At 57.5% G+C, this 23,826-nt stretch carries 15 protein-coding genes and 1 pseudogene; 9 read left to right on the forward strand and 7 right to left on the reverse strand.

Annotated features, from left to right (window positions below; translation table 11 throughout):
• Both JQ611_RS40115 and JQ611_RS42280 read right to left on the reverse strand, forming a co-directional pair.
• On the reverse strand, window positions 1-835 hold an 835-nt coding region (locus JQ611_RS40115), incomplete at its 3' end, for a PAS domain S-box protein (RefSeq protein ID WP_312012399.1).
• Window positions 818-1,021 (reverse strand): annotated as a pseudogene (locus JQ611_RS42280) (AraC family transcriptional regulator); the annotation flags it as partial. The pseudogene JQ611_RS42280 and the gene JQ611_RS40115, both read right to left, overlap by 18 nt.
• Before the next feature lie 369 nt (window positions 1,022-1,390).
• Here JQ611_RS42280 and JQ611_RS40120 point away from each other — a divergent pair.
• From JQ611_RS40120 to JQ611_RS40150, 7 genes are all read left to right on the forward strand, one after another.
• Window positions 1,391-4,252, forward strand: coding sequence for a winged helix-turn-helix domain-containing protein (locus JQ611_RS40120; protein WP_211995958.1), 2,862 nt, complete (start codon window positions 1,391-1,393; stop codon window positions 4,250-4,252).
• A 965-nt stretch (window positions 4,253-5,217) separates the two neighbouring features.
• The gene (locus tag JQ611_RS40125; RefSeq protein ID WP_249133840.1) at window positions 5,218-6,621 is read left to right on the forward strand and encodes a DNA methyltransferase; all 1,404 of its coding nucleotides are present in this window, start codon (window positions 5,218-5,220) and stop codon (window positions 6,619-6,621) included.
• 59 nt (window positions 6,622-6,680) lie between these two features.
• Window positions 6,681-7,127 carry a DUF5681 domain-containing protein gene (locus JQ611_RS40130; protein WP_212468680.1) on the forward strand — a complete coding sequence of 149 codons (447 nt, stop codon included), beginning with the start codon at window positions 6,681-6,683 and terminating at the stop codon, window positions 7,125-7,127.
• On the forward strand, window positions 7,114-8,526 hold the full coding sequence (gene terL, locus JQ611_RS40135; RefSeq protein ID WP_249133841.1) for a phage terminase large subunit: 1,413 nt from the start codon (window positions 7,114-7,116) through the stop codon (window positions 8,524-8,526). Before JQ611_RS40130 ends, terL begins: the two co-directional genes overlap by 14 nt.
• Window positions 8,527-8,975: 449 nt before the next feature.
• Entirely contained in the window at window positions 8,976-9,308 is a 333-nt protein-coding gene (locus JQ611_RS40140; RefSeq protein ID WP_212468681.1) for a DUF3489 domain-containing protein, read from the forward strand.
• Window positions 9,305-9,799, forward strand: a complete 495-nt coding sequence (locus JQ611_RS40145) for a DUF2924 domain-containing protein (RefSeq protein ID WP_212468682.1) — start codon at window positions 9,305-9,307, stop codon at window positions 9,797-9,799. Before JQ611_RS40140 ends, JQ611_RS40145 begins: the two co-directional genes overlap by 4 nt.
• Window positions 9,789-11,306 (forward strand): recombinase family protein, encoded by a 1,518-nt coding sequence (locus JQ611_RS40150; protein ID WP_212468683.1) that lies wholly within the window; start codon window positions 9,789-9,791, stop codon window positions 11,304-11,306. The genes JQ611_RS40145 and JQ611_RS40150 overlap by 11 nt, the downstream gene beginning before the upstream one ends.
• A 38-nt stretch (window positions 11,307-11,344) precedes the next feature.
• Here the strand turns inward: JQ611_RS40150 and JQ611_RS40155 are convergent, their stop codons facing one another.
• Window positions 11,345-14,449 carry a DEAD/DEAH box helicase gene (locus JQ611_RS40155; RefSeq protein WP_212468692.1) on the reverse strand — a complete coding sequence of 1,035 codons (3,105 nt, stop codon included), beginning with the start codon at window positions 14,447-14,449 and terminating at the stop codon, window positions 11,345-11,347.
• Between the two features lie 1,120 nt (window positions 14,450-15,569).
• Here JQ611_RS40155 and JQ611_RS40160 point away from each other — a divergent pair.
• Window positions 15,570-16,370 (forward strand): hypothetical protein, encoded by an 801-nt coding sequence (locus JQ611_RS40160; RefSeq protein ID WP_212468684.1) that lies wholly within the window; start codon window positions 15,570-15,572, stop codon window positions 16,368-16,370.
• A complete protein-coding gene (locus tag JQ611_RS40165; RefSeq protein ID WP_212468685.1) occupies window positions 16,363-19,653 on the forward strand; it encodes a DEAD/DEAH box helicase in 3,291 nt (1,096 codons plus the stop codon). Before JQ611_RS40160 ends, JQ611_RS40165 begins: the two co-directional genes overlap by 8 nt.
• Window positions 19,654-19,928: 275 nt before the next feature.
• On the opposite strand, the gene JQ611_RS40170 is transcribed toward JQ611_RS40165, so the two are convergent.
• The 4 genes from JQ611_RS40170 to JQ611_RS40185 all read right to left on the reverse strand — a co-directional run bounded on the left by JQ611_RS40170 (window position 19,929) and on the right by JQ611_RS40185 (window position 22,890).
• Window positions 19,929-20,804 (reverse strand): hypothetical protein, encoded by an 876-nt coding sequence (locus tag JQ611_RS40170; protein WP_212468686.1) that lies wholly within the window; start codon window positions 20,802-20,804, stop codon window positions 19,929-19,931.
• A gap of 633 nt (window positions 20,805-21,437) precedes the next feature.
• Window positions 21,438-21,899, reverse strand: coding sequence for a hypothetical protein (locus JQ611_RS40175; RefSeq protein WP_212468687.1), 462 nt, complete (start codon window positions 21,897-21,899; stop codon window positions 21,438-21,440).
• A complete protein-coding gene (locus JQ611_RS40180; RefSeq protein ID WP_212468688.1) occupies window positions 21,899-22,609 on the reverse strand; it encodes a hypothetical protein in 711 nt (236 codons plus the stop codon). The genes JQ611_RS40175 and JQ611_RS40180 overlap by 1 nt, the downstream gene beginning before the upstream one ends.
• Window positions 22,610-22,713: 104 nt before the next feature.
• Complete coding sequence (locus JQ611_RS40185) at window positions 22,714-22,890, reverse strand: hypothetical protein (RefSeq protein WP_212468689.1); 177 nt, start codon at window positions 22,888-22,890, stop codon at window positions 22,714-22,716.
• Between the last annotated feature and the right edge of the window lie 936 nt (window positions 22,891-23,826).

Here is a 23,826-nt window from a genome sequence, read left to right on the forward strand (position 1 = left end):
TCAATGCACCAAGGCTTGCGACCCTCACGACGTGAGCCAGCTCTGATCTGACTTCGCCGAGCGCCATTTCCGCGAGGCGTCGCTTCGTGATATCCTGAACAGCACCAATGTATTCTAACTGATCATGTTGGTTTCGGGTCGCGTGAGCGACGAGGTGCAGATACTTCACCGAATGGTCCGGCATCTGGAGTCTGTGTTCGTACTCGAAACCGTCAGCTGCACTGTTCGCCCGGTTCATCATGTCGCGCAACAGGTGCACGTCTTCTGGGTGAACGCGAGTGGCAATCAGTTCGGGCGTTACAGGAACCGCCTGATCAAATTCGAAAATACGATAAACTTGATCAGACCACATAATGTCGCCTGTCGCCAAACACCATGAGAAACTGCCCGTACGACTGAGGCGTTGCCCTTCGCTGAGAAACGCCTCACTTCGCCGCAGTTCTTCTTCCCATTGTTTTCGCTCGGTGATGTCACGCAGATAGCCCGTAAATGACGGCGGGCCGTCCAGCGGGATACGGGAGATTGCTAACTCCACGGGAAACTCGCTGCCGTTGGCGCGGATCGCTGTCATCTCGACGCGCCTTCCGAGGACTTTCGCCTCACCGGTCACCAAGTGGCGGGTTAACCCATGATGGTGTTTCTCCCGCATTGAAGGCGGGACGATAATGGCGGCCAGATCTTTGCCAAGGACGTCGTCCCGGCGATAGCCGAAGGTTTGCTCGGCAGCCGGGTTGAACTCAGTGATAGATCCCTCGTGATCGATCGTAATGATACAGTCGAGCGCTGAATTCAGGATCGCTGTCTTTCGCGCCTCACTTTGCTTAACCGCGCTAATGCGCTGCCCAAGTAGCCACTGGTATGGCGGCAGACCAGTAGAAATCCGAAACGCGCGAGAGAATTGGCTGACCGAGAGGCCAAACTCGGCCGCGATCTTTCGCAATGAAAGTTTCCCGTTGAGCTCGGACTCAATCCTTTCGCAGGCGCGCTTCACCTGCCTTGGGGCGAGACCGCCTCGGGCGGGGCCGAGGATGGGCGACTTGATGTTCGCATCGGATCCAACCATGTCTTACTCCCCACAGAGAGAAGCCCGTTTATCTGTTCGCCTGCAGCCAATCCTTGGGCAGGGGCTTAAGAATTCTTAAGCGAAGCGGCCGCCTCAGAACGGCGGTGCACGGGGAACCGGCACAGCGCCTTGCACCGCCGCCTGTTGTCAGCAAAGCTGCTAAGCATTCAATCTCGGGGCGAAATGCGCGGACGGGTCCGCAATCTGGCCGACACGGGCTAGTCGTGGGAACCGTCGACACGGGTGGGAGCTTGGCTTAACGGTGTTTGATACCGCTTTCGAGCTTCAATTGTACGCGGCGTGAGCAGTCCCCACCAAGAGTTCAGGATGTCCGGAGTAGTTCCAAATCTGATCTACGCCTGCAAGCCATGGGAGGTCGATCTCGGCCGACGTGAGCTTCGGTCGTGCCGTGCGCCCATAGCCCTCGGCAACCGTGCGTTTGAGATCGTCGAGGTCCTGATCCGGGCGGGCGGTCAGCTCGTCACCAAAGATGATCTGATGGAGCGCATCTGGCCAGGCGCCATCGTCGGGGACAATACGCTTCAAGTTCACATATCCGCTGTCCGCAAGGCGCTCGGCAGGGATCGTGGCATGTTGAAGACGTCACACGGTCGGGGGTACCGACTGGTCGGAGATTGGACCGTTCGGCACGGCGAGACGACCGAGGCGACGCCCCTGCCCCGCCCCCAATCCGCAGAGCGCCCGTCCACCAAATTCCCAGTGATCGTCAGCCAGCTCGTCGGCCGGTCGACGGCGGTGCAGCACGTGCGTGACCTCGTCTCCGCCTATCGCGTGGTGACCTTGACCGGACCGGGGGGGATCGGAAAGACGGTGCTTGCTGTTAAGGCCGCCCGCGGTTTGCTCACCGACTTCGAGAATGGCGCGTGGCTCGTCGAACTGGCGTCGCTTTCCGACGCCGCTCTCGCGCCGTCCGCGGTGGCCGGCGTGCTGGAACTGAAGCTCGGCGGCGAGCGGGTCACGGCGGAGTCGCTCGCGCACGGCATCGGCGACAGGCAACTCTTACTCGTGCTCGATAATTGCGAGCATCTGATCGACGCGGTGGCCAACCTGGTAGAGGCCATGGTGCGCTTGTGCCCGCGCGTCACGGTTCTGACGACCAGCCGCGAAGTCATGCGGATCCAAGGTGAGGCCGTCTACCGCGTGCCGGCGCTCGACGTGCCCGCGCTTGACCAAGAGGCACCCGACATCATCTTCGGCCACAGTGCCGTGGAGCTGTTCATCACCCGGGCAAAGGCACTGGACACCGATTTTTCGCCACAGCCAGAGGATCTTCTGTCGATCGCCGAGATCTGCCGACACCTCGACGGCATTCCGCTCGCCATCGAGTTTGCTGCGGCGCGCGCAGCCTTTGTCGGAACCGAACAGGTGGCTGCCGGCCTGCGCAATCGCTTTGCGCTGCTGACCAGTGGACGTCGCACCGCGATCCCGCGGCATCGAACCTTGCGCGCCGCGCTTGACTGGAGCTACGAGCTACTCTCGGAGGAAGAGCAACGCCTGCTGCGTCGCCTTGCAGTCTTCCCAGCGGGATTTACGTTCGAGGCCGCCGAGGCCGTGGGCGTTATAGGCCGATCCGGTCAGTCGATCGTCGAGGAGTTGTCCAGCCTTGTGTCCAAGTCGCTCTGCGAGCGCGTCAATTCGACGCCGCCAATGCGATGGCGCCTGCTCGAGACGATACGCGCGTACGCGCTGGAGAAGCTCACCCAACATGGTGAGTATCCGGGCGCCGCGCGGTGCCATGCCGAATATCTCCAGGATCTCGTTTCTCCAATAGCGGCCGGCGCGAAAGCGTGGCTCAGTCGCGATGATGTAGCGCGCTGCTGTCGCGAACTCGACAATGTCCGCGCTGCGCTCGACTGGACGTTCTCGCCCGGTGGCGATGCCGAAATCGGCGCGAAGCTTACAGCTGCGTTCGCGCCCATCTGGCAGATGTTGTCGCTGATGGGAGAGTGTCGCGACCGTGTCGAAAGCATGCTGGCGACGCGGTCGCCTGGCCTCCAGTTGAGCCAGGCGACGGAGTTTCGCATGTGGATTGCCTACGAAGAGGCGCTCACAATGACATTTGCGCCGGTCGAGCGCACTCGCGCTGCGCTCATGAAGGCGATAGATCTCGCTGCGGACATCGATGACCTGGATTTACAGGCAGGCCTACTCTACTTGCAATGGTCCCTCGAGTTCACGTCTGGCCACCATAAAGCCGCACTGACTGCCGCTCAGCACCTTGCCGCCGTCACAACACGCGGCGGCGATACCATGAAGTTAGTAGGCGACCGCATTTTCGGCGCCTCTCTGCTCTTTGCAGGCAAGTTGACCGACGCACAAGACTACCTCCAGCGCGTGGTCGACTTCTATGTCGCTCCCTCGGACGGGCATCACTCGATGCTGTTCCGCCGCGACCCGCAAGTGTTAGCGCGCGTGAGACTAGCGCGCGTGCTCAGCCTTCGTGGCTACATAGATCGAGCCTACGCGGAGGCCCGGTCCAGCTTCGAGATGGCTCAATCGTCCGGCGCGGGAATCACCGTCTGCTGGGTCGTGCACGATGCGTTGTGCCCGATCGCGCTGATGACGGGTGATCTTGCAGCCGCCGAACGCGCTATCGCGGCGATGAGCGACTGGGCGGCACGCCTCGATGCAACTCTGTGGAAGATGATGGCGACCTGCTGGAAAGGACAGCTGCTGATCGAACGTGGTGAATTCGGTCGAGGCGTTGAGTTGATATCGCAGACATTGGAAGCCTGCGAGCGGTCAGGTTGGCAGATGCACTATGTCCAGTTCCTCAGTTGTCTTGCAGAAGGCTTGGCCGGGCTTGGTCGTCTTGAGGAGGCTGGCTCGACTTTGCAGCGTGCAATCGCGTGGGCAGGCAAAAACGAAGAGGGTTGGTACAAGGCGGAGCTTATGCGTATGAAGGGCGAATTAATGCTGCGGTCGAAAACTTCGCCCGCTATCGAGGCGGAAGAGTGCTTTCGGATAGCAAACGAAATCGCTCGTGAGCAGGGCGCCTTGTTTTGGGAGCTGCGGATTGCCCTTAGCCGTGCCCAGTTATGCGCGGCCGAGGGTCACCATGACGAGGTGAGGCGCACTTTGGCGCGAGTCTATAATCGCTTTACCGAAGGGTTCGATGCGCCAGATTTGCGCGCGGCAAGAGCGCTGCTAAATGGGCCATCGGCATAGCGTGGTCCTGCCGCACCGACCTTGTCAGGTTCGAGCTACGTGCACCGTTCCGTGCTTATCGTCAGCATTCCGCCAGCAACCCCGCGGCAGGGGTTATACGCCAGGTAAGTCAGCTTCGCAGCCAACTACGGACGGTAGAATCCGGCTTCGTCCAAAACTCACCCGGGTTCTCGAAACTAGGATGTCTTGTGTATTTGGCCACTCTTACCTGGGTACGTTTAGAAGACTAGGGAGTTGACGAACCGTCGCCTACGGCAGCCAACAGTTCCATAACCGCTCATTACGCGAACGCCGCTGAATGTTGACTCGATCATTTGAAACCCATATAAGCGCTTCTATGCTGTTCAAACGAAACCAAGTCGAGGAGGCTATTTCCCGAGCCATTGGCGAGAGTTCTGCCGAGCCAAGCGCGACCCTAAAGGCGCGACTGAAGCGGCTCTTGGACGTTGACCGCAAACTAGCGACCGGCGCGGGTCCACGATTTGCGTTTTGTGCCAAGGCGCCTGAAGGAAAAGGCGCAATAACTCTGTTTTCCTTCGCAGATGCGTGCGCCCTTTTTATCGGTATGCGCATGCTGGAGCACGGATGGCCGCAGAACTTCGTTGTATCGAGCCTACGGCCGGTGCGCGCAGATCTGTCTCGTCGCCACGAAGCAATTTTGCGTCGGCCGGTCCAGCTACGAAAAACGCCGCCCGAAGGTGGAGAAGTGGAGTTTGGAGGACCTACGTCCGATTTTTTGTTAGTCGTGTCCGATATGCGGGCAGCACGCAACAAGTCGTCTGAACCGTACCTTCGTTTGTTCGATAGTGAGACAGAGGCCTTTAAGTTTCAATTGGAAGAGGCCGGTAGATCTTGCTCGTGGTTTTCTCTCGAAGGCCCTGCACGGATCTTACACCAGCAGCTGTCGACCTCCCTCCCCCGCAAGCGCGGTCGCGCATCCTAGTCGATAAACCAGGACAACTTTCATGAAGCTACGTCCAATTGAAGCGTCGTTGCAGGTTGCAAATAGGGCTACAATCAAGACGGAACGGCATGAGTATCATCCGTCTGTGGAGATGCGGTCGCCCTCATCGCTGAAACCCTCCGAACGAAACGCTCGCATCCACTCGAAAAAACAGGTTCGCCAGATTGCGGGTAGCCTAACAGCGTTCAGGTTTATCGTCCCGGTGCTAGTCGACGAAAACGACGTCGTCATTGCAGGTCACGGCCGCCTCGCGGCCGCAATATTGCTCGGACTGACCAAAGTACCAGTGATTGCCGTAACGCACCTCAACGATGCGGAGAAACGGGCACTGGCATTAGCTGACAATAAGATTGCGGCGAATGCCGGTTGGGACCGAGCAAAGGCTGCAGCCGAACTCAGCGCTCTCATCGTTCCTCTATCCGAGATAGAGCTGGATATCTCCATTACCGGTTTCGACACTCCTGAAATAGACGGGCTAGCCGCTGATTTCGTGGACTCGGAAGGCGATCCAGCCGACAGCGTGCCGTCATTGAGCGAAGGAGCAGCAACGGCGGAGATAGGTGATCTTTGGCACTTGGGCGATCATCGACTCTACTGTGGCGATGCCTGCGACTACGACTGTTTGGCTAGATTAATGGGTAATGCTCGCGCGTCGATGCTCTTTTCGGACCCTCCATACAATCTAAGAATTAAAGCCATCGTCGGCCGGGGGTCGATAAAACACCGCGAGTTTCTGTCCGGATCGGGCGAGATGTCCGACGCGCAGTTCGATGCATTCTCCAGGAAATGGATGTCATCTGCCGCGAGGTTCTGTGCAGATGGCTCCCTAGCCTACATCTGCATGGATTGGCGTCATCTCACCCAGGTCCAGCTCGTGGGCAATGAGATCTTCACCGAATTGAAGAACATTATCGTCTGGGTCAAAAACAACGCGGGCCAGGGCTCGCTCTACCGATCGCAGCACGAGTTCATCTTACTGTTCAAGAATGGCACCGGCCAGCACCAGAACAACATCGAACTTGGTCGGCACGGCCGGAATCGCTCGAACGTGTGGTCCTATCCCGGTGCGAATTCGTTTCGTTCGGGCCGCTTGGCCGACCTAGCGGCGCATCCGACCGTAAAGCCTGTCGCGCTGGTCGCAGACGCGATACGCGACTGTTCGCCGCGTAGGGGTATTATCCTCGATCCATTCATGGGCTCGGGTACGACGATCCTAGCCGCCGAGAAGGTAGGCCGTCGAGCCTACGGGATCGAGATTGATCCACAATATGTCGATGTCGCCATTCGTCGATGGCAGGATTTTACAGGACGCGACGCGGTCCTTGAGACCGGTGAAACCTACGACGAAATCGTCGGGCAAAGAGCGGCAGTCAGGGGCCGCAAGAGAAGACGCGAACGCCTATAGAGCCGCGCGCCTCCGACGAAAGCTTTCACTCATTCTCCGCCCAGATACTTGGAAGCTCGATGACCAGGAATACAACAACACCAGGCGAACCGCCTCGAAAGCGCAAAATAAAGCGACTTCGGCTTCGGCTAGATGACGAACATGCCGTGGGTTACGGAAAGCCACCGCGTGCAACGCGCTTCAAGCCCGGCCAGAGCGGCAATCCGAAGGGGCGGCCGAGAGGCTCAAAAAACGAATCGACGATCCTGAGGGAAATGCTCAGTGAGAAACTGTCTCTGAGGCAACCGAACGGGCGGATAAAGAAGATACCGGCTCTGGAAGGGATACATCGCAAACAACTCGAACTCGCGTTGAAGGGCGATGTGAAAAGCGCGGCATTTGTCCTCAACAGGTTCGCCGCATTGGTCTCCGGGGAGTTCCACGGCGAAGAACTAAATGCAGACGACATAGCGGTGTTGGACGCGTTTGCGCGCAGAGTACAGGGGAAGAACAATGGCAGTCAGTGAACTTCAGATGCTCAGATATGCCCTTGAGCACGACTTTATGTCGTTTACGGAGCGGGGTGTACGTGAGATCACTCAAGGTGGGTCATTCCAGCACAACTGGCATCTCGACGCGATTGCGTGGGTGTTGATGAAGGTGATGTCTGGGGAGATCAAACGGCTGATCATCAACCTTCCTCCGCGATCCTTGAAGTCTCTGATGACCTCCGTTCTTTTTCCGGCTTTCTGGCTTGGACACGATCCCCGGAAGAAGATCTTCGGCATCAGCTACGGCACAGACCTCGCAGCAAAGCATGCTCGGGACGCCGAATTGGTGATGCGTTCGAACTGGTATCGAAAGACATTCCCCGGTACCCGCATTTCACGGATCGCCGATTCGGTAATCTACACGGACAAGCGGGGTTTGCGTAAAGCCACCTCGATCGGCGCGGCTCTGACGGGCTTTGGTGGCGATTGCTTCATTATCGACGATCCGCTGAAACCTATCGACGCTCAGTCTGAGCCGATTCGCAACTCCGCTAATGAATGGATATCTCACACCTTGATTTCGCGGCTGGACGATAAGGCCAAGGGGTCGATCATTGTTGTTATGCAGCGCGTCCACCAACATGATCTAACAGGCTACCTAACAGAGAATTTTCCAGAAACCTGGACAATCCTGAACTTGCCGGCAATCGCCTCCGAAGATGAGCGCGTCCAGATCGGGCCCAATAGCTTTCATTTCAGGCAGGCTGGTGAGGCTCTCCACCCCGAACGGGAATCGCTTGAAGTCCTCGAGGGTCTTAGGCGGGAATTAGGGTCCGATCACTTTGCAGCCCAATACCAGCAATCTCCGGTCCCACCCGGAGGAGCCATGGTCAGGCGCGAGTGGCTTCAATACTGGGATGTACTCCCTGACCTAAAGTATCCAGCGAAGGTATTTCAAAGCTGGGATACAGCGGTAAAGAATGGAGCACAGAACGATTTTTCGGTGTGCACTACCTGGCTCCGGCTAGACAAGAAATTCTACCTTATGGATTTGGTGCGAGGGCGGTTCGAATATCCCCGTCTGAAGGAAACTGCGATCAGGTTGGCTGAAAAGTACAAGCCGAATACGATCTTGATCGAGGATGCTTCCACCGGCAGTCCTCTTGCACAAGAGCTTCGTCAGGCGGGAGTTTATGCCGTTCACCTCATCCCGGTTGAGCGTGACAAGCAAGCTCGGCTGTACGCCCAGCAGGACAAATTCGAGAAGGGGCTTGTTTTCTTCCCAAGACAGGCTCCCTATCTTCGAGAATTGGAGGCCGAGTTGCTTTCGTTTCCGCAGAGCAAATTTGATGATCAAGTAGACAGCATCACACAGGCACTAGCGTCACAGACTTCCAAATATAGGTATGACACTTCTCTTGCTTGGGTAGGATAGGCGTATTGCGAGAGCTCGCTCGATCGCCTCCGTCCTTTGCCGCCAAATACGAAGCCGGCGAACGGCTGAACGTACCCGACTTCGTCGCGCTCGTCTGCGCCATCGGGTGCGACCGGTCAGGTTGCTCCGCAGTTTCGTAGTTGGCAATTCAGCCCAAGGGCCGTAACAACTCGTCAACAAAGGCCCGCTTCCAGGGGGGCCCGTCTGTTGCGATCACATCGTGATCCGGCGGGCCAAATCTTCGCCACAAGATTATCCGCTAATCCTCTCGACTTCCGGCGCTGTTGGAGCGCTACTGACGGTCATCAATGACGCGGTTCAGCATGGTGCGATCTGATGAGCCGCATCGCGCGAGACTGACCGCGCCGCCCCCCGGCTCTCGCCCTGCCTCCGACGGGGCCTGTCTCAGTGGCAGCACATGATGCTGTCGTTGATGGTGGGAGAGACGAATGGCCAAAGCCAAGTCCAAGAGATTGAAGGCAGCGAAGACCACTCGCAATAAACGCGGGCGTCAGGCCGCAAGCAAGCCTGTGAAGAAGCGAGCTTCTAAGGCGCGCAGCCGCTCCCGAGCGGCGTCCAAGCAGGAAAAGGTCCTTAGCCTGCTTCGGCAGCCCAAGGGCGCAGCGATTGACGTCATCGTCAAGGCGACCGGTTGGCAGCCCCACTCGGTGCGCGGCTTCTTCTCAGGCGTCGTGAAGAAGAAGCTCAAGCTGGCGCTCACGTCAGAAACGATCGGCGACCGGCGATTCTATCGCATCGCAAAATCCGGAGCTGCGGCATGAAGCGGCCGTGGCCGGCAGGCGCCAAAGTGAACGCCGAAGTCGAGGCCGAGTTGGAGCGCCTGCCGGCCACGCCCATCGTCGCACTGCGGAAGCGGTATAGGGAATTGTTTAAGGCCGAACCGCCCAAGGCGTTCGGCCCGGACCTCCTGAGGCGCAGCATCGCCCACCGCATTCAGGAAAAGGCCTATGGCGGCCTCCCCGCCGCGGCCCAGCGTCTCCTGGATCAATTCATCAAGGCCACAGCGGCCAAACCCGATGCTCGCCTGGAACTACCCCGGCGGATCAAGCCGGGTTCCGAGTTGGTCCGGACCTGGAATCGGCGGACGTATCGGGTTCGGGTGCTGGATAAAGGCTTTGCCTACGAGGGCAAAACCTTCGCCAGCCTGTCTGAGATTGCGACCGCGATCACCGGCACGAGATGGAACGGTCCACGATTCTTCGGACTGAGATCTGCTGGCGCCGCGGTTGGGGGCGACGGCCATGCCGGTTGAATCGGCTAGACCACTCCGCTGCGCAATCTACACTCGTAAATCGACCGAACACGGGTTGGAACAAGAGTTCAATTCCCTCCACGCTCAACGAGAGGCCTGTGAGGCTTACATTAAGAGCCAAGCCTCACAGGGCTGGCGGCTTCTGCCGCAGCAGTATAACGATCCCGCTTATTCCGGCGGCAATCTTGACCGCCCCGCCCTTAAGAAGCTGCTTGCGGATATCATAGCCGGCAAAGTCGACGTGGTGGTGGTCTACAAGATTGACCGCCTAACCCGGTCCCTGGCCGATTTTGCAAAACTCGTCGAAACCTTTGACTCACGCTCTATTTCGTTTGTGGCGGTAACGCAGCAGTTTAACACGACCACGTCGATGGGACGATTAACTCTCAACGTCCTTTTGTCGTTCGCTCAGTTCGAGCGGGAGCTTGCTTCCGAGCGAGTGAGGGACAAGGTCGCCGCCTCCCGCAAAAAGGGCAAATGGACGGGCGGCACCGTTCCGCTTGGCTATGAGGCCAAGCACAAAAAGCTCGTCATCAACAAGAACGAAGCTCAGACCGTTCGGACCATCTTCCAGCTTTATCTTGAATTACGATCGTTCGGCAGGCTCGTTGCCGAACTGGACAGAAGGCGCATCGTCACCAAGCGACGCAGTACCAAAGTTGCCAAGTATCAGGGCGGCATTCCCTTCACTTACGGTCCCCTCGCCTATTTTCTCAAAAATCGCATCTACCTCGGAGAGACCCACCACGGCGGCAAGTGGTTCAAGGGAGAGCACGCAGCAATCCTCGACCGAGCCACCTTTGATCAGGTCCAGGATTTGCTCAAGGTGAACAACGTCAGGCGCGGTACGAAATTCTCGGAGAGTGGCGCCTTGCTAAAAGGCAAGCTTTTCGATGACAAGGACAACCGGATGGGGCCAACGTTTTCGAGCAAGAACGGCGTCCGCTATCGCTTCTACATCAGCACCGCCTTGCGCGGTCGGAAACACAAAGCGGGCTCAGTGGCCCGAATTTCGGCCTTGGAAATCGAAAGTCTGGTTGAGGCGGCAGTTCGGCAAAAACTAGGAGCGGAATCGAGCACGGATGATCCGTTCGACCGTGTCGATCGAGTGACAGTATCAGCGGGAAATATCCAAATCACACTGCGGGGTGTAGGAAAAACGAGACTACCAATTAAAATTCCATGGCAGCAAAAGCCGAGAGCGCAGGCGCCGGCGCAGGTACAATTTGCATCGACCGATGCCGGACCTGACCCTAAATTGGTCATGGCAATTGCCCGGGCCCATGTCTGGCTTGGCCACCTATCTAGCGGTCAGTACAAGTCGATCGAAGATTTGGCCGTTGCTGCCGGTTATAATGCAAAGGTCATACGGCAAGGTCTTCGCCTCGCATTTCTCGCTCCAACAACAATAGAGTCGGTCATCAACGGCGAACCGTCCGTCAGACTCGGTCAAATCCCGAAGCTCCTGCCGCTGCGTTGGCGCGATCAGTACCAGCTTGTCGGCTGAATTTCGGCCATCGAATCTTATAGAACGGCTCTAGCCAACTACTCGTCCAGCAACTCAAGGAAGTCGCTTATTCGGTCGAACGGCTTCGCATTGCGATTGCCGATATAGACCACGCGATCGCCTTCGCGCTGCAGCGACTTCGCTCTCGACTTGCGAAGCCGACCAGGGAGAAACGTCGCCGCAACAGCCTCGGGGCCGACGTCGAGCCTCACAATGCCGCGCTGCTTGCAATCGAGCCTGAGCCTTGCGGCCGCGAAAAACTCGCGCGCTTCCGGCGGCAGCCTGCCGAAACGACGTGCGGTTTCGTCCTCCAAATCCTCGAGATCATCCTCGGTCCGGCATCTAGCAATACGGCCATAGATTTCCAGGCGAACAGCGTCCGACTGTACGTAGCCCGCGGGCAGCATGTCGGCGATCGGCAGGTTCAGATCAGGCACCCACAGCTCGGCGCCACCGTCGGCGCCCTTCTCCGACGCCCGCTTGAGAAGATGGCTATAGAGCATCGGCCCGAATACCTGCAGATGGCCAGACTGCTGTTCGGAGAACAGGTCTCCGGCGCCCCGGAGATCCAGATCACGCTCGCTGATGACAAAGCCGGCGCCAGGCTTGCTGAACTCTTCTAGCACAGCCAAACGCTTCTCGGATTGTTCGGAGTTAGACTCGTTTAACAAATACGCGAAAGCACGCGTGCCGCCCCGTCCGACGCGGCCCCTTAGCTGATGAAGCTGCGACAGACCAAACTTCTCCGGCCAGCAGATGACGATGGTGTTCGCCCGGGGAATGTCGAGGCCGCTCTCCACGATATTGGTCGCGAGGAGCACGTCCGCTTCACCTTCGACGAAGCGCATCATTCGATCGTCGATATCCTCGGCAGGCAACCGGCCATGGAGACATACGATGCGAAGTTCCGGAGCAATCAATTTTATCCTTGCCAGCATCGGCTCTAAATCCTGGATACGGGGGCAAATCAGGAAGCTCTGCCCGTGGCGCCTCTGCTCACGCAGCAAAGCCGCGGCGATCGCGGCGTCCGATAGCGGAGCAACCTTGGTGACGATAGGCAGCCGATGAACTGGTGGCGTGGCAATAACGCTCAGGTCCCTGAACCCCGCAAGACCCGCCGCCAGCGTGCGCGGTATCGGCGTAGCGCTCATCCAAAGAGTATGAACGCCCTTCGCGAGACCCGAAAGTTTCGCTTTCTCCGCCGCACCAAAGTGCTGCTCCTCATCGATGATGACAAGGCCGAGGTCGCCAAACCTCACGTCAGTCGAGCCGAGAGCTTGTGTGCCAATAACGACTTTCAGTTTGGCTCGGCGGAGTTTTTCTTTCGTATCTCTTATCTCCGCCGCCGACGCAGCCCGCGACAAATTCGCCACTTCGATTCCGAGCGGGCCGAACCGCTTGCGAAACGTCTCGACATGCTGTCTGGCCAGGACGGTGGTCGGAACCGCAACAGCGACCTGTTTTCCTGACAGCGCGACAGCCGCCGCCGCCCGCAAAGCGACCTCAGTCTTGCCGAAGCCGACATCACCACAGACCACCCGGTCCATCGGGTGACCAGCCGCCAGATCGTCCAGCACGTCCCGGATCGCCTTGGCCTGATCAACCGTCGTGAAATACGGAAAGCGCGCGACGAATCTTTCATAGGCCGCCCCCGGAGCGACCAGCTTGGGGGCACGCCGGCGCCGTCGTTGGGCGATATGTTTCGCAAGCTGTTTGGCCGCTGCTTCGATTTCCTGCTCGGCCTCGCCACGTCTGTTCCACCACGTGCTGCCATCGGCCTTGTCTAACGTGAGCTTACCGGGCTCCACAGCGTAGGGCCAGATCAAGGCGAGATCGGCAGGCGGAACAAGCGCAGCATCTTCGCCGGCGAATTCGAGCCTGATCATCTCGCGGTTTGTACCGTTCCCCATGTCGAGGGTCTGCAAACGATCAAGTAAAGCCAAGCCACGCTGGAGATGAACGACGGCCGCGCCGCGCTCGGGAATATCCGGGTGATTGAAGGCGATTGTCCAGGCTTTGGCCATCGGTTGCGGATGATGGGCGCGGCTACCGAGTACGTCAGACGCGGTCACAACCAAGGTTTGCTTTTTGCCGGGAGCGAAAAAGCCCGCGTCGAAGTCGGCCAACAGCGCGCCCTCGCGTCTTCTGGCCTCCGCCGCCTCGTCCCAGTTGGCGAAACGGTCCGCCCTGACCCCACTCATGCGCTCCATCGCGCGCAGATCGTCTTCGACCGCGGCGACGAAGAGCAAACGAGATCCGGCGCGTTCCGCACTGGCCACGAACGCGCGAAGCGCTTTCCTCGGCGCCGCAACTTTCGAGAAGTCGGGCGTGGCCACAAACGCCTTTTTAGCGGGAAGCACACTCATGCGCTGCTTCAGCTTCTTCCAATCCCCTCGCCCCAGATACTCGCGTTCCGAATCCCTGCGGCCAGCTGCCTCCTCGATCGTACTCAGCCAGCTGTCAGCGTGAACAGGTACTTTTGCATCCACGATCCATCGTGCCCGATCGCAATAGTCCGGGAAGGTAGCCCGCAGCGCCCGGCTGCCGCCCAGCGCAAGGCGCTCCGACATCGGATCGACAATCAGTTCCTTGAAATCGGATATGACGTCATGCTCATTCGGGTCGACGGCAACAATTCTGCGGATCGCACCGCCGGAATGCTCGATCCGGTACGGCCCGAGAGCACCGGCCGGGAAGATCTCGAATGTCGCGCCGTGAAAGAGCACGGTGCCCGGATATTCTGCCTCTTCGTCGAGATCATAGCCCAATTCTTCCATGCGGTCCTTGAGGTCCCGCTCGGCATACGACGCTTGCACCTTCAGGCTTAGGCTGATGCGCGACCAACTCGCCGGCAAAGGCAGCCGCTCCATGATCGCCTCTGCCGTCGAGACGAGCAGAATCGGCTTCCTTCTTTTGGCAAGACGGCGCAAGACCGAACTCCGCCTGCCAGCGATCTCGCGCGACGGTTCCAACCCATCGAAGGGCAACGTATTCAATCTAGGGAATACGAGAACATCGAGCGATGGATCGAGAGCATGGACGATGCCGCCGAGCCGTTCGGCCCTGTTCTCGTCTTCCGCGAGAAACACCAAGCCGTCCCGACCGGACTTTTTCAACTGCTCGCGCAGATGGAGCGCCAACATGCCGAGGGGCGAGGACGTCGAGATCGCGGAAACCGCGGCTTTTCTGCCGTCGTTGGTCGCGCTCTTCCTGGTCGCACCGCGGGCGCTGACCTTCTTGCTTTTTTTCACGAGACTTCCATCGTCATTCAAAAACGTAGCTGCTGCGAATCAGCGGCAAAATACAAGTTATTTACTTTCCACGCTTCCCTGGATTGCTGCGCTAGACCGCTTTCCAAGGGACCGCAACGAGAGAACTGGCGTCAGACCTTGAGGAACGTCTGCGACACTTCTACTTGCGCTCGTGTTGGCTTGTTCCACGAAGTCCATTGTGCGGGTGATGATTGCAGCGAGCCATCACCGAGATCCTGGCCCGGCACCAACAGGCCTGCGCTTGCTGCCCGTTTGATCGACCCAGATGCAAAGATCATGCGGATTTAAGCGCTAGCAGCCCGTTCGAAAATGGACGAGTTGAACAAGCGCGGCGACCGGTGGAACGGCGAAGCCGACGGCCACACTCTTAGTACCTAACGTCGATCAACGAGGTCACCGACGAGGAGATCGGTTTCCTACGCGAGAATTTGCCTCAAGCCGCGGATGCAGGCGGCCTTCAAATCGGCTTCGGTCCGCGGGTTATAGGGCGCGCACCGAGTGCGGCGTCGCGTATACAATGTTATGGAACATCGCGTCACACCGATAAGCTTTGTGTAATTTCCTTATCAGTCGAACAATTCGATCCATTCGTGTGGCGAAGGATATCGCTACAAGAAGGCTGGAGTCATGCGGCATGGACGATGTGGCGGAAGAATCTGTCGCAGCGCTATATGACCTGTTGGGACAAAGACCGACCGCGAATTAGATCGAGCGAAGCAGCCCGCCAACAAGGCTGAGCATGGGTTTGCGCCGAATGAGTACACACAAGGCCCGGCTATTCCACCAGCTATGCCACTCAAACATGGTGTACGCACCGTCGCACAGAAGGTTTTCGTTGCCGTTGCAAACGCGGTTCATGTCGCGAGCGGCCACCCACTGGTGCCCGGTTCGCAACGTGAGAGGAGGATCGACATTTGAAAAGCGAAACAGTGACATTCACAACTCGCGGTGTTAGCGTGCACCCAAGGTTTTGGAGAGGTTTCTAAGGAGAATGACGCTTACGCTTTCTCAGATCGACCACGGCGATTTATGCCATGGCTGGTCTTGGGTGGTTCAAGACCAAGAAAAGCTAGCTCAGCAGGTTGCTCGAGTTGCACTCGGTCAATTCCGCCACGTTAGTAAGATTTTGGCCGGAGTCGAATCCGCCGATCCGGCTACGACCCATGACCATGCAGCGGATGCGATTGACCTTCTCACCGTTCCGGACGGTGAAGACCCTTGGCATCGAGACGGTTGGGTATTCCAGACGATTTCTTGGATTGCTGCGCACCAGCAAAGCCACGGCGCGGTCACACGGCCTCCGCATATTATTAAAGCGCACAAAGGATTCGACGGCCTGCAGTTGCAATTGACCGAAGACGGTAAATCGGTCGCCGCGGTCATTATCTTCGAAGACAAGGCCACGGATAATCCGCGTGAAACAATCCGCAAGGATGTGTGGCCAGGAATAACGGCGCTTGAATCGGGAAAGCGTGTGAACCAGCTTACGCACGATGTCAGCGCAGCCCTGGAAACTCAAAAGCACCTCGATCCCGAGCTCGACATTGATGCTGCGATCAGCAACATTCTTTGGAAGGACGCAAGGCGGTATCGCGTAAGCATCACAGTTGGTGAAACGCATAGCGGCCAACAAGGACGGAAGCGGCTTTTCAAAGGCTTTGACGAATCAGCGCCTGGCGGTGTTGAGCGACGCCGGGCCGAAACCATTCATATCCCCGAGCTGCGCCAATGGATGCAGAAGTTTGCCGATCGCGCAATCGCGCACGTAAAAGCGACGGTTACCAATGTTTGATCCCATTACGACGGCGCTAATTCAGAGTGCTCCCGCGTTTGACGGTCTCGACATAGAAGGCTTGCCTAAGAGGCTGACCAACGCATTTGCTGATATTGTCTCAGCCCGCATTCGCCTTCGGGCGGCTTCAGAGACCGGCGAACGCGAAGAGTTGGTCGAGAGCCTGGGGGAATTGCGCCGCGTTGCCGCTGCCCACGAAGCCTACGTCACTTTGCTGCCCGAACGCGAAAATCGTGCAGCGGCGGCCTTTGTCGCTGCATCAGCGCACCAAGCATGCATGTTGGGCGGACCAGCAGAAGGGACGGGAAGCCACGTCGATGCCGCAGCGCTCTCCCCGGAAATATGCTCGACCCTCCTATTTTTGGTAGCGGAGGCTCATGCGGATGCGGCTGAAGCCGCAAAACGCATAATCCCCGATGCCAACGGCGACAACCCCGTGGAAGCGGCACTACTGCAAGCAATCAGAAATCTCGCACAAGGCAACCTGATCGCTGTTGTTAGACCAGAGACGCCGCTGCTGTCGGAACCCGACATAAGTGCGCGCGCACTTCAAGCGTTACAACTCTTGCTGCTTCGCGGAGTTCGACGGTTAGCGGCGCAGCTCCGTTCTCGCGTGGATCTCTCACCTGAGGAGGGCGGCGCCGAAACAGCAGCGTCGATCTTCCGGCGTTGTAAGTCGCTCTGCTCTGAGCGTATCGATGGAATACTTGACTCCGGCGATACTGTCGTCAGCCTCTATCCTGGCCCGCTACATCTCGCGAATCTTCTCCTCGCGGTGGAACGCGACCTACTTGAAACCGCGCTAACGCGTGTCCCTACACCGCCCGGAGTGCCAGAGGAAGGGTGGTGGCGCATTATTAGGCGAATGGCTCGCCAACGTCCGTTCTTGTGGCGGAATCACCGCGAGGCTGTTCAGAAAGGATATCTTGCGGAAGGCGTATCGTCTGCGATCAGTTTTCCAACCGGCGGCGGCAAATCGACTCTTGCCGAGCTCAAGATCGCTAGCGCCCTTCTTCGCCAAGGAAAGGTCGTCTTTCTAGCGCCCACGCATGCCTTGGTCGGGCAGACCACCCGTGCACTCAAGCGCACCTTTCAAACCTTTGACGTTCTCGGTGACATTGATGAGGATCTAACGTTCTCCGCCGCCATCGAGCTTCCGGAGGTCACTGTTACAACGCCCGAACGTTGTTTGATGCTGCTATCCATCCAACCTGACGCGTTTGCCGATCTCAAGCTTATTGTGTTCGACGAATGTCATCTCCTGCATCCCCGCGAGGAAGATCGTAGCCGACGCGGACTTGATGCCATGTTGACGCTGTTAAACCTCACAGAGATCGCGCCTGGTGCGGATCTGCTCTTGCTCTCAGCCATGATGAAAAATACAGCCGAAATCGCGGGCTGGATCGGGTCTCTTACCGGAAGGCACTGTCTTCCGCTTGATTTGGCATGGAAACCAACCAGGCAGGTTAGAGGTTGCGTTGTTTACCCTGCCGACCAGATAGAAACTTTGAACGCTAAGTTAGTTCGGGCTCGGCGTGAACGGCCAAATCAGAAATCCACACCCGCCGCGGTCAAGCGCGAGCTGCTCGCCCATCCATTCGGGCTTTTTGGATTGCTGCAAACGTGGAGCACGACAAACCGAGAAGACTATTCGCTTCTACCCTTGCTGCCGGAGCCCCAATTGCTCTCTACCAATACAGGAAGACGCTGGTATCTCACACCAAATGGAAATCAAGTAAGCGGCGCTATTGCCGCGGCATCGGTTTCTGCCGGTATGAAAACACTCGTCTTTGTGCAGACGACTGTGTTCTGCGAAAGCTGCGTCAATAATTTTCCCGAACGACTTTCGCCTCGCCCGGTTGCTCTGAACGAGGAAGAAGCTGCTTGGCGTGCATTGGCGGTCGAAGAAATGGGCGGAGCTGAATACTGTTACGTCCAGCTGGATACGGACGGCTTGTTGAAGACGGGCGCTGCGAGTCACCATTCTCTGCTATTAAGAGAAGAGCGGGATTTGCACGAATCGCTTTTCAAACGGCGCGACGGCATCGACGTGCTTTTCGCAACCTCAACTTTGGCGCAAGGAATGAATCTCCCTAGCGAAGTCGTAATCATATCCGGGGACAGCCGGTTCGACCCAGGCGCGGATAAGATGAAAAAGCTTGAGGCGCACGAACTGCTCAACGCGGCTGGCCGCGCTGGTCGTGCTGGAGAAGGTGCCCAGGGATTTGTGCTCCTTGTTCCCAGCAAGGTCATCGATTTCGACGACGAGGGAGGCAAGATCAACAGCCATTGGATGGAGTTACAGGCCATCTTCGAACAGGCAGACCAATGCCTAGTCATCGACGACCCCCTGACAGACGTTCTGGATCAGATTCACAACGGGGTAACGAGAACCGGCACCCCCGCGTACTTTCTGGGAAAACTACCGGTATCAATTGGTACAGGCGACGACCCGGCGGTGTCCGTACTCAACCGGTCATTTGCGGTTTTTCGAGCTAAAACTGCTGGCGATCCGGCATGGGTCCAAAGCAGGATAACCTCCGCACTCGCGGCTAAAACGAAAGTTGACCTTCCAGAGGGAGGAAAATGGATCGAGCAAGTTGGAGGAGCGACAGGTCTGTCGGTGGAGATTCTGCAGCAGATTCTCGACCTTGCAGATAAGGGCCAACTCGACGGCACATCCGCAGATGTCATAGCCGCGCTGCTTGGCTGGTTGACTACCAAACCTATTATTCTGATGGATATGGTGCGGCCTGAAAGTCTCGAAGGCTTATTTGGTGAGAAATATAAAGAGCTTCCTAACGACGAGCAACGAGCGGCCCAAGCATTGCCAGCTATCAAGAAGCTATTGCCGCTGTGGATGGCGGGGGTCCCGCTTTGCCAAATTGAGGCAGCTCATGTGGAACGGCCAGACAGCTTGGGCAAATGCGAATACGCTCGTCATTTCGCCTCGCGCGTCGTCCCTGACCTCGCATTTCTCGCAGGCCTACCGGCGCAGCTGCAGACGGCGCGCGCGAAAAGCAGCGGGGACGCGTCACAACCGCTGCGCACTGTCTTGGCTACTCTAGGCGGAACCATCAGGGAGGGCTGCGATAGTCCAGAGGCACTAGCGACCAGGATCAACAACGGGAGAACCATTTCGCGCGTTGCTGCGCGTAAGATTTACGACAAAATCAAAGCCCATATACCTCCTGGAGCTCCGCACGAAGACTTCGAAATTACGCGCCAGCGGATGCGAGGAGCAGAAGCCGTACTAAGCTTCATGTCGATCACCGGCATCTAAATCGCTCGCAGATAAAGCCTCGTCGTCCTGCGTTATTAGCCGAGCGTGCATCGTTGCGACACGAAGCGGATAAAGTCGCTGGAACGATTCTGTGACTGATTCCTGACGACGAAAGACAGCCGCAAACACGGCTTCCCAATTATCAAAGTCCGCATAAGCGATAGCTACCGCTTTGAGGAGTGTTCTTGCTCAGGCAAATACAAGGAAAGCGAGCGGAGCCGAATTCCCGCAAGCGACCTATTCGAGCTGCGCAAGCCGCTATAGCGCGCCGCTAACTAGAGGCCATACAACACCACTGGCTCGTTGGGTGGCCGCACATAATTAGGATGCTCAGACAGAAATTTAAATTCCCGCTCTGCCGCGTCCCGCACCGAAATGTTCCCCGTCCGCAGCAGTTCGTAATACTCATTACGTTCGCTGTATCCGGTTGCCGTGTCCGGCACTACCGAATAGTGAAGCCCGCTCGACATAGAAAGGAGATCGGCTAGCAGATCAAACGCAAGCAGAAGACGATGCACATCTTCAATTCTATAAAAGTTGCCCGAATCCATTCCGTGCAGAACTACGTGACGGTTAAGAACGGACAATGAAAAGTCGGCAGCGCTCGTGTCGATATAAATGGACTGATTGATAAAGTTGCTGAAAGCGTTCCGATACATGTCCTGAACCGTATCGAATTCGGGAGCGCCCTGAAAATGATGGACCGGAATGCCCGCGATTGCGCTCTTCAGGCCCGCAAAACTCGGTTTCCTATTAGGATTTCCAAGTTGCCATCCCGCCATGGACAGCACCACGCCTTCGAGCGCCATAAGAAGCAGCGCAACTGCGGCTGGGTACTCCCGCTTGTAATAGCTGAAGATCGCGGATTCATACAGGTGCGAGTATTCTTTAAAATGCGGCGTCTGAAGCCCAAGCCAAACGTACCGCGCCCGCACCTGATGGCTATACGCAACGTCGCAAAGCCTCTCGAATATCTTTTGCTCGATCAGTTTTCTGTCATTGGCATTTTGATGTGGATTGGCAACGATAAACTGCGAGAGAGCTTTTAGCTCTGTAAATTCCTGCCCGACAATGAACGGCGCAACGAACCACCCATACTCCTCGAATTTCGCAGTCATTACCGGGTATTCATTGATCCATTTCGAAATCATTTGTTTCCATCCCCCCTTATGAATTGTTTTTCTAACTAGAATGATTGAAGGACTACGCTGAAGCCGTCAATCGTATTTCGGTCCCTTTGGCGGCTTGACTGACGCGAACGAATTTCGAGATCATGGGTGAGTGAAAGAGAGCTTAGCTGCTCTCACGTCGTGCGGTCCAAGTCCTCGACATCGCACTTGACTCGCTTTAATCCCGCAACGTGGACTTATTTCTCGAACGCTTTACTGAGACGCGAGCTTACCGCCTGCTGGGAGCGGGCGCCGTTACCCTTGCTTGTCTTTACGCCGCGATGGTCGCGGTGGACGGAACGAGGTATTCAGGAACGCGACCGGGACTGATGGCTTTTGTGCTGCGCACCTGAAAGCCGATTTAGTCGGCGCGCTTTCCGTACAATCCTACAAACTACTTGGATTTGGTAGGCTTGGGACGAGTTGGGCTTGATACTGCTGCCGGTGCACTGCAAGGAAGCCAGGGGCACCAGCGGCACCGATTATACGGGCCGCCAACCGTGGCGGATGTTCAGTCAGACCGCTGCTGTTGCTGCGGTCGTTCCGTTGACGGTCCTGCTGCTGGGCTGGGCCGTGGCGTGGGCCTTATCGGGTTTCAGGCGACGAGAGGCGTGACTACGAGTACCCGAGATAGGGGACCGTCACACCCGGTGTGCGCAGCGCCATTTCGGTGATGTGCCAGAGCACATAAAAGACGGCTCCGAGGATCAGGAAACGAAACTGCCAAGCGCCCCACCGGCCGGTCCGGTCGGCCATTTCGCGAGTGGCCTCCGTGAGAACTTCCACGACCTGGGGGTGGTTGGGGAATTGCGGGTGCAGCCCTTCCTCGACTCGTAGCAGGTCGTAATTCGCCCGCATGACGTTGGTCACGTCGCGGAGTTGCCGGCATCCTGCGTAGAAACTGAATGCCCAAGAAAATACGGCGAGGGCAAGCGGTAGTTTCGACCAAGTGAGCGTAGCCGTCTGCGATTGCGTCACCGCAAACGCAATGGCAGCGCCAGCACCGGCAAGTAGGAAGTAAGTGTACTTATCCTGGCCGTCTCGGGTCGCCTTATATATTTCCTGTCTGGCGCTCATCAGAATGGGATGTCGTCGTCGATCGTCGTGGGTTTCTTGGGTGCAGCCGTCGGACGCTTCGGTCCCTCAATCTTTTTCGGAGGCGGCGGCAACTTGGTCTGTTCCGCGTCTACGCGAGCACCGAGAACCTGGCCAGCGAGTTTCGCCCACTTCCAGGCGGGCTCCATCTCCTTCGCCATCTCGCCGCCGATGTGGGCAAGCCCGATCATCAGGTCACCAAAGCGCTGGAGGCCGGTGCGGTCACGGTCCAGCTCGGCGAGGAACGCGTTGATGAGGTCGTACAGCCGTTCCTTTTTGCCCGGGACCAAGTCGACCTTGTCGATGACTTCCTTGATCTGCGCGACGTAGTGACGAAGTTTTTCTTTCTCAGCGGTCGAAAGGACCACCGAGTTCTTAAGCCCCGACCGGATGTGGTTGATCGTATGGCGCACGATATACCGGTCCAAAATCTGTCGGAAAGCCTGGTAGTCGTCGAAGATGGTGTTCTGTTTCGGCGGCGAATAGCCGAAATCGAACAACTCGATGCCGAGGGCGTCGGCGGCTGCCGCGACATGGTTCATGTATTCGGTCGTATAGTGGTAGTACGAGCCGTTGCCGTCACTGTTCTGCAAATTGGCCTCGTAGGTCGTGCGGAATTTCCGCTCCAGGCGGATAAACGCCATGTCGACCGACGGCTCGGACGCTACGTCGAAATCTTCCTCATTGATCATTCCCCGGCCCTCCTCGGCAGGCTTGGTCCGAATCTGGGCAGCACAGGTAGGGGTTACAAGGTCACGGGACCGTGATTCCAGGGTGTATTCCCCAGAAAAGAGCTTTACGAGCCGCGAATCGGTGCCTTCCATTTCGCGTACTGGTCGATCGAGAAAATGATCGCCTGGACGTGGTGGTAGCACCACCCTTCCCGGCAGGCCCGATGCCGGACTTCGGCAAGCGCCTTTATCCAGGGCGGGTTGTCGGCGTCGGCATCGTACCATTTCAGCGGCCCTACCATTTGCGCCCCCCGAGGACTTTGCCCTTCATAGGCGGGGCGTCATGAGTGAGCAGCCCGCCTGTAATGCTGCTGATGCCTTGGCTTGCGAGCCGGAAGGGCGACAATAAGACTATAGGTCACTGCCATCACCGTGACGCAGGTGATCGCAAAGCAACCTTCGGCAATGACGGTTGTCGCGCCGCGCTTAAAGGTCAGAGAGTTCTTGCTCATGTGTGGCGATCAGAGCATCGGCCCGGTCACGCATGGTAGAAGGCTACCCAGTCGCCAACTGATAAGCCTTTACTCAAAACCATATCAGTGGTCGAAATCGACTGCGTTGATCGGGCGGCAGTCGTGATCAACCGGTCTCCGCCCATCGTCTCTTCAAAAAGGGAATATTCGCGGAGAAGGCCGGAGACTTTCGCCGACTTCTGCCTCCACCCCGGCCAACCCGGAGTCCAGAGACGAAAGCGAATGCGCGAAAAGCCCGGATTTCCGGCCCATTCTTGTGTCTCTTCGGAAGCTTGGCCGAACGCAGGAATGGGTGGCTGCCCTGGGAAGGATCGAACTCCGACATTCCCAAATGAATTTCGGGCTTTGAAATATCGAGAGAATTTCGCGTTGAAAGCCGGGATTTGCGCCCGGAGACTTTTCGGCCTTTCTCAAATGGATTGGGAGGCTGGAGACCGCGCGTGAATTGGAGAGCTAGGCGCGTCTAAGCACTGAAAGGCACACGTGGCAGTCTACTTTCGTCCAAGAAGCGGACGCTGTTTCACGAAACCGCTAGGTTCCCTATATGCCCCCAATAGCAGACATTGACGCGCACGATTAGCTTGGCGGGCCCTCGATCTCACCTCTTTCAATGGTGAGCGTCACGTCTGCAAATGTCTCGAGCAGCTTTGGATTCGACTCGGTGATCAGCAGCGTAATGTCCTTGTCCTGCGAACGAAGCCGCCG

Source organism: Bradyrhizobium sp. AUGA SZCCT0182, assembly GCF_018130185.1.
In the GTDB taxonomy this organism is placed as follows: Bacteria; Pseudomonadota; Alphaproteobacteria; order Rhizobiales; family Xanthobacteraceae; genus Bradyrhizobium.

Coding starts and splice junctions, on each gene's coding strand:
- JQ611_RS40120 (WP_211995958.1), top strand. CDS start 1,391: ATGTCCGGAGTAGTTCCAAATCTGATCTACGCCTGCAAGCCATGGGAG.
- JQ611_RS40125 (WP_249133840.1), top strand. CDS start 5,218: ATGAAGCTACGTCCAATTGAAGCGTCGTTGCAGGTTGCAAATAGGGCT.
- JQ611_RS40130 (WP_212468680.1), top strand. CDS start 6,681: ATGACCAGGAATACAACAACACCAGGCGAACCGCCTCGAAAGCGCAAA.
- terL (WP_249133841.1), top strand. CDS start 7,114: ATGGCAGTCAGTGAACTTCAGATGCTCAGATATGCCCTTGAGCACGAC.
- JQ611_RS40140 (WP_212468681.1), top strand. CDS start 8,976: ATGGCCAAAGCCAAGTCCAAGAGATTGAAGGCAGCGAAGACCACTCGC.
- JQ611_RS40145 (WP_212468682.1), top strand. CDS start 9,305: ATGAAGCGGCCGTGGCCGGCAGGCGCCAAAGTGAACGCCGAAGTCGAG.
- JQ611_RS40150 (WP_212468683.1), top strand. CDS start 9,789: ATGCCGGTTGAATCGGCTAGACCACTCCGCTGCGCAATCTACACTCGT.
- JQ611_RS40155 (WP_212468692.1), bottom strand. CDS start 14,449: ATGTTGGCGCTCCATCTGCGCGAGCAGTTGAAAAAGTCCGGTCGGGAC.
- JQ611_RS40160 (WP_212468684.1), top strand. CDS start 15,570: ATGACGCTTACGCTTTCTCAGATCGACCACGGCGATTTATGCCATGGC.
- JQ611_RS40165 (WP_212468685.1), top strand. CDS start 16,363: ATGTTTGATCCCATTACGACGGCGCTAATTCAGAGTGCTCCCGCGTTT.
- JQ611_RS40170 (WP_212468686.1), bottom strand. CDS start 20,804: ATGATTTCGAAATGGATCAATGAATACCCGGTAATGACTGCGAAATTC.
- JQ611_RS40175 (WP_212468687.1), bottom strand. CDS start 21,899: ATGAGCGCCAGACAGGAAATATATAAGGCGACCCGAGACGGCCAGGAT.
- JQ611_RS40180 (WP_212468688.1), bottom strand. CDS start 22,609: ATGATCAATGAGGAAGATTTCGACGTAGCGTCCGAGCCGTCGGTCGAC.
- JQ611_RS40185 (WP_212468689.1), bottom strand. CDS start 22,890: ATGGTAGGGCCGCTGAAATGGTACGATGCCGACGCCGACAACCCGCCC.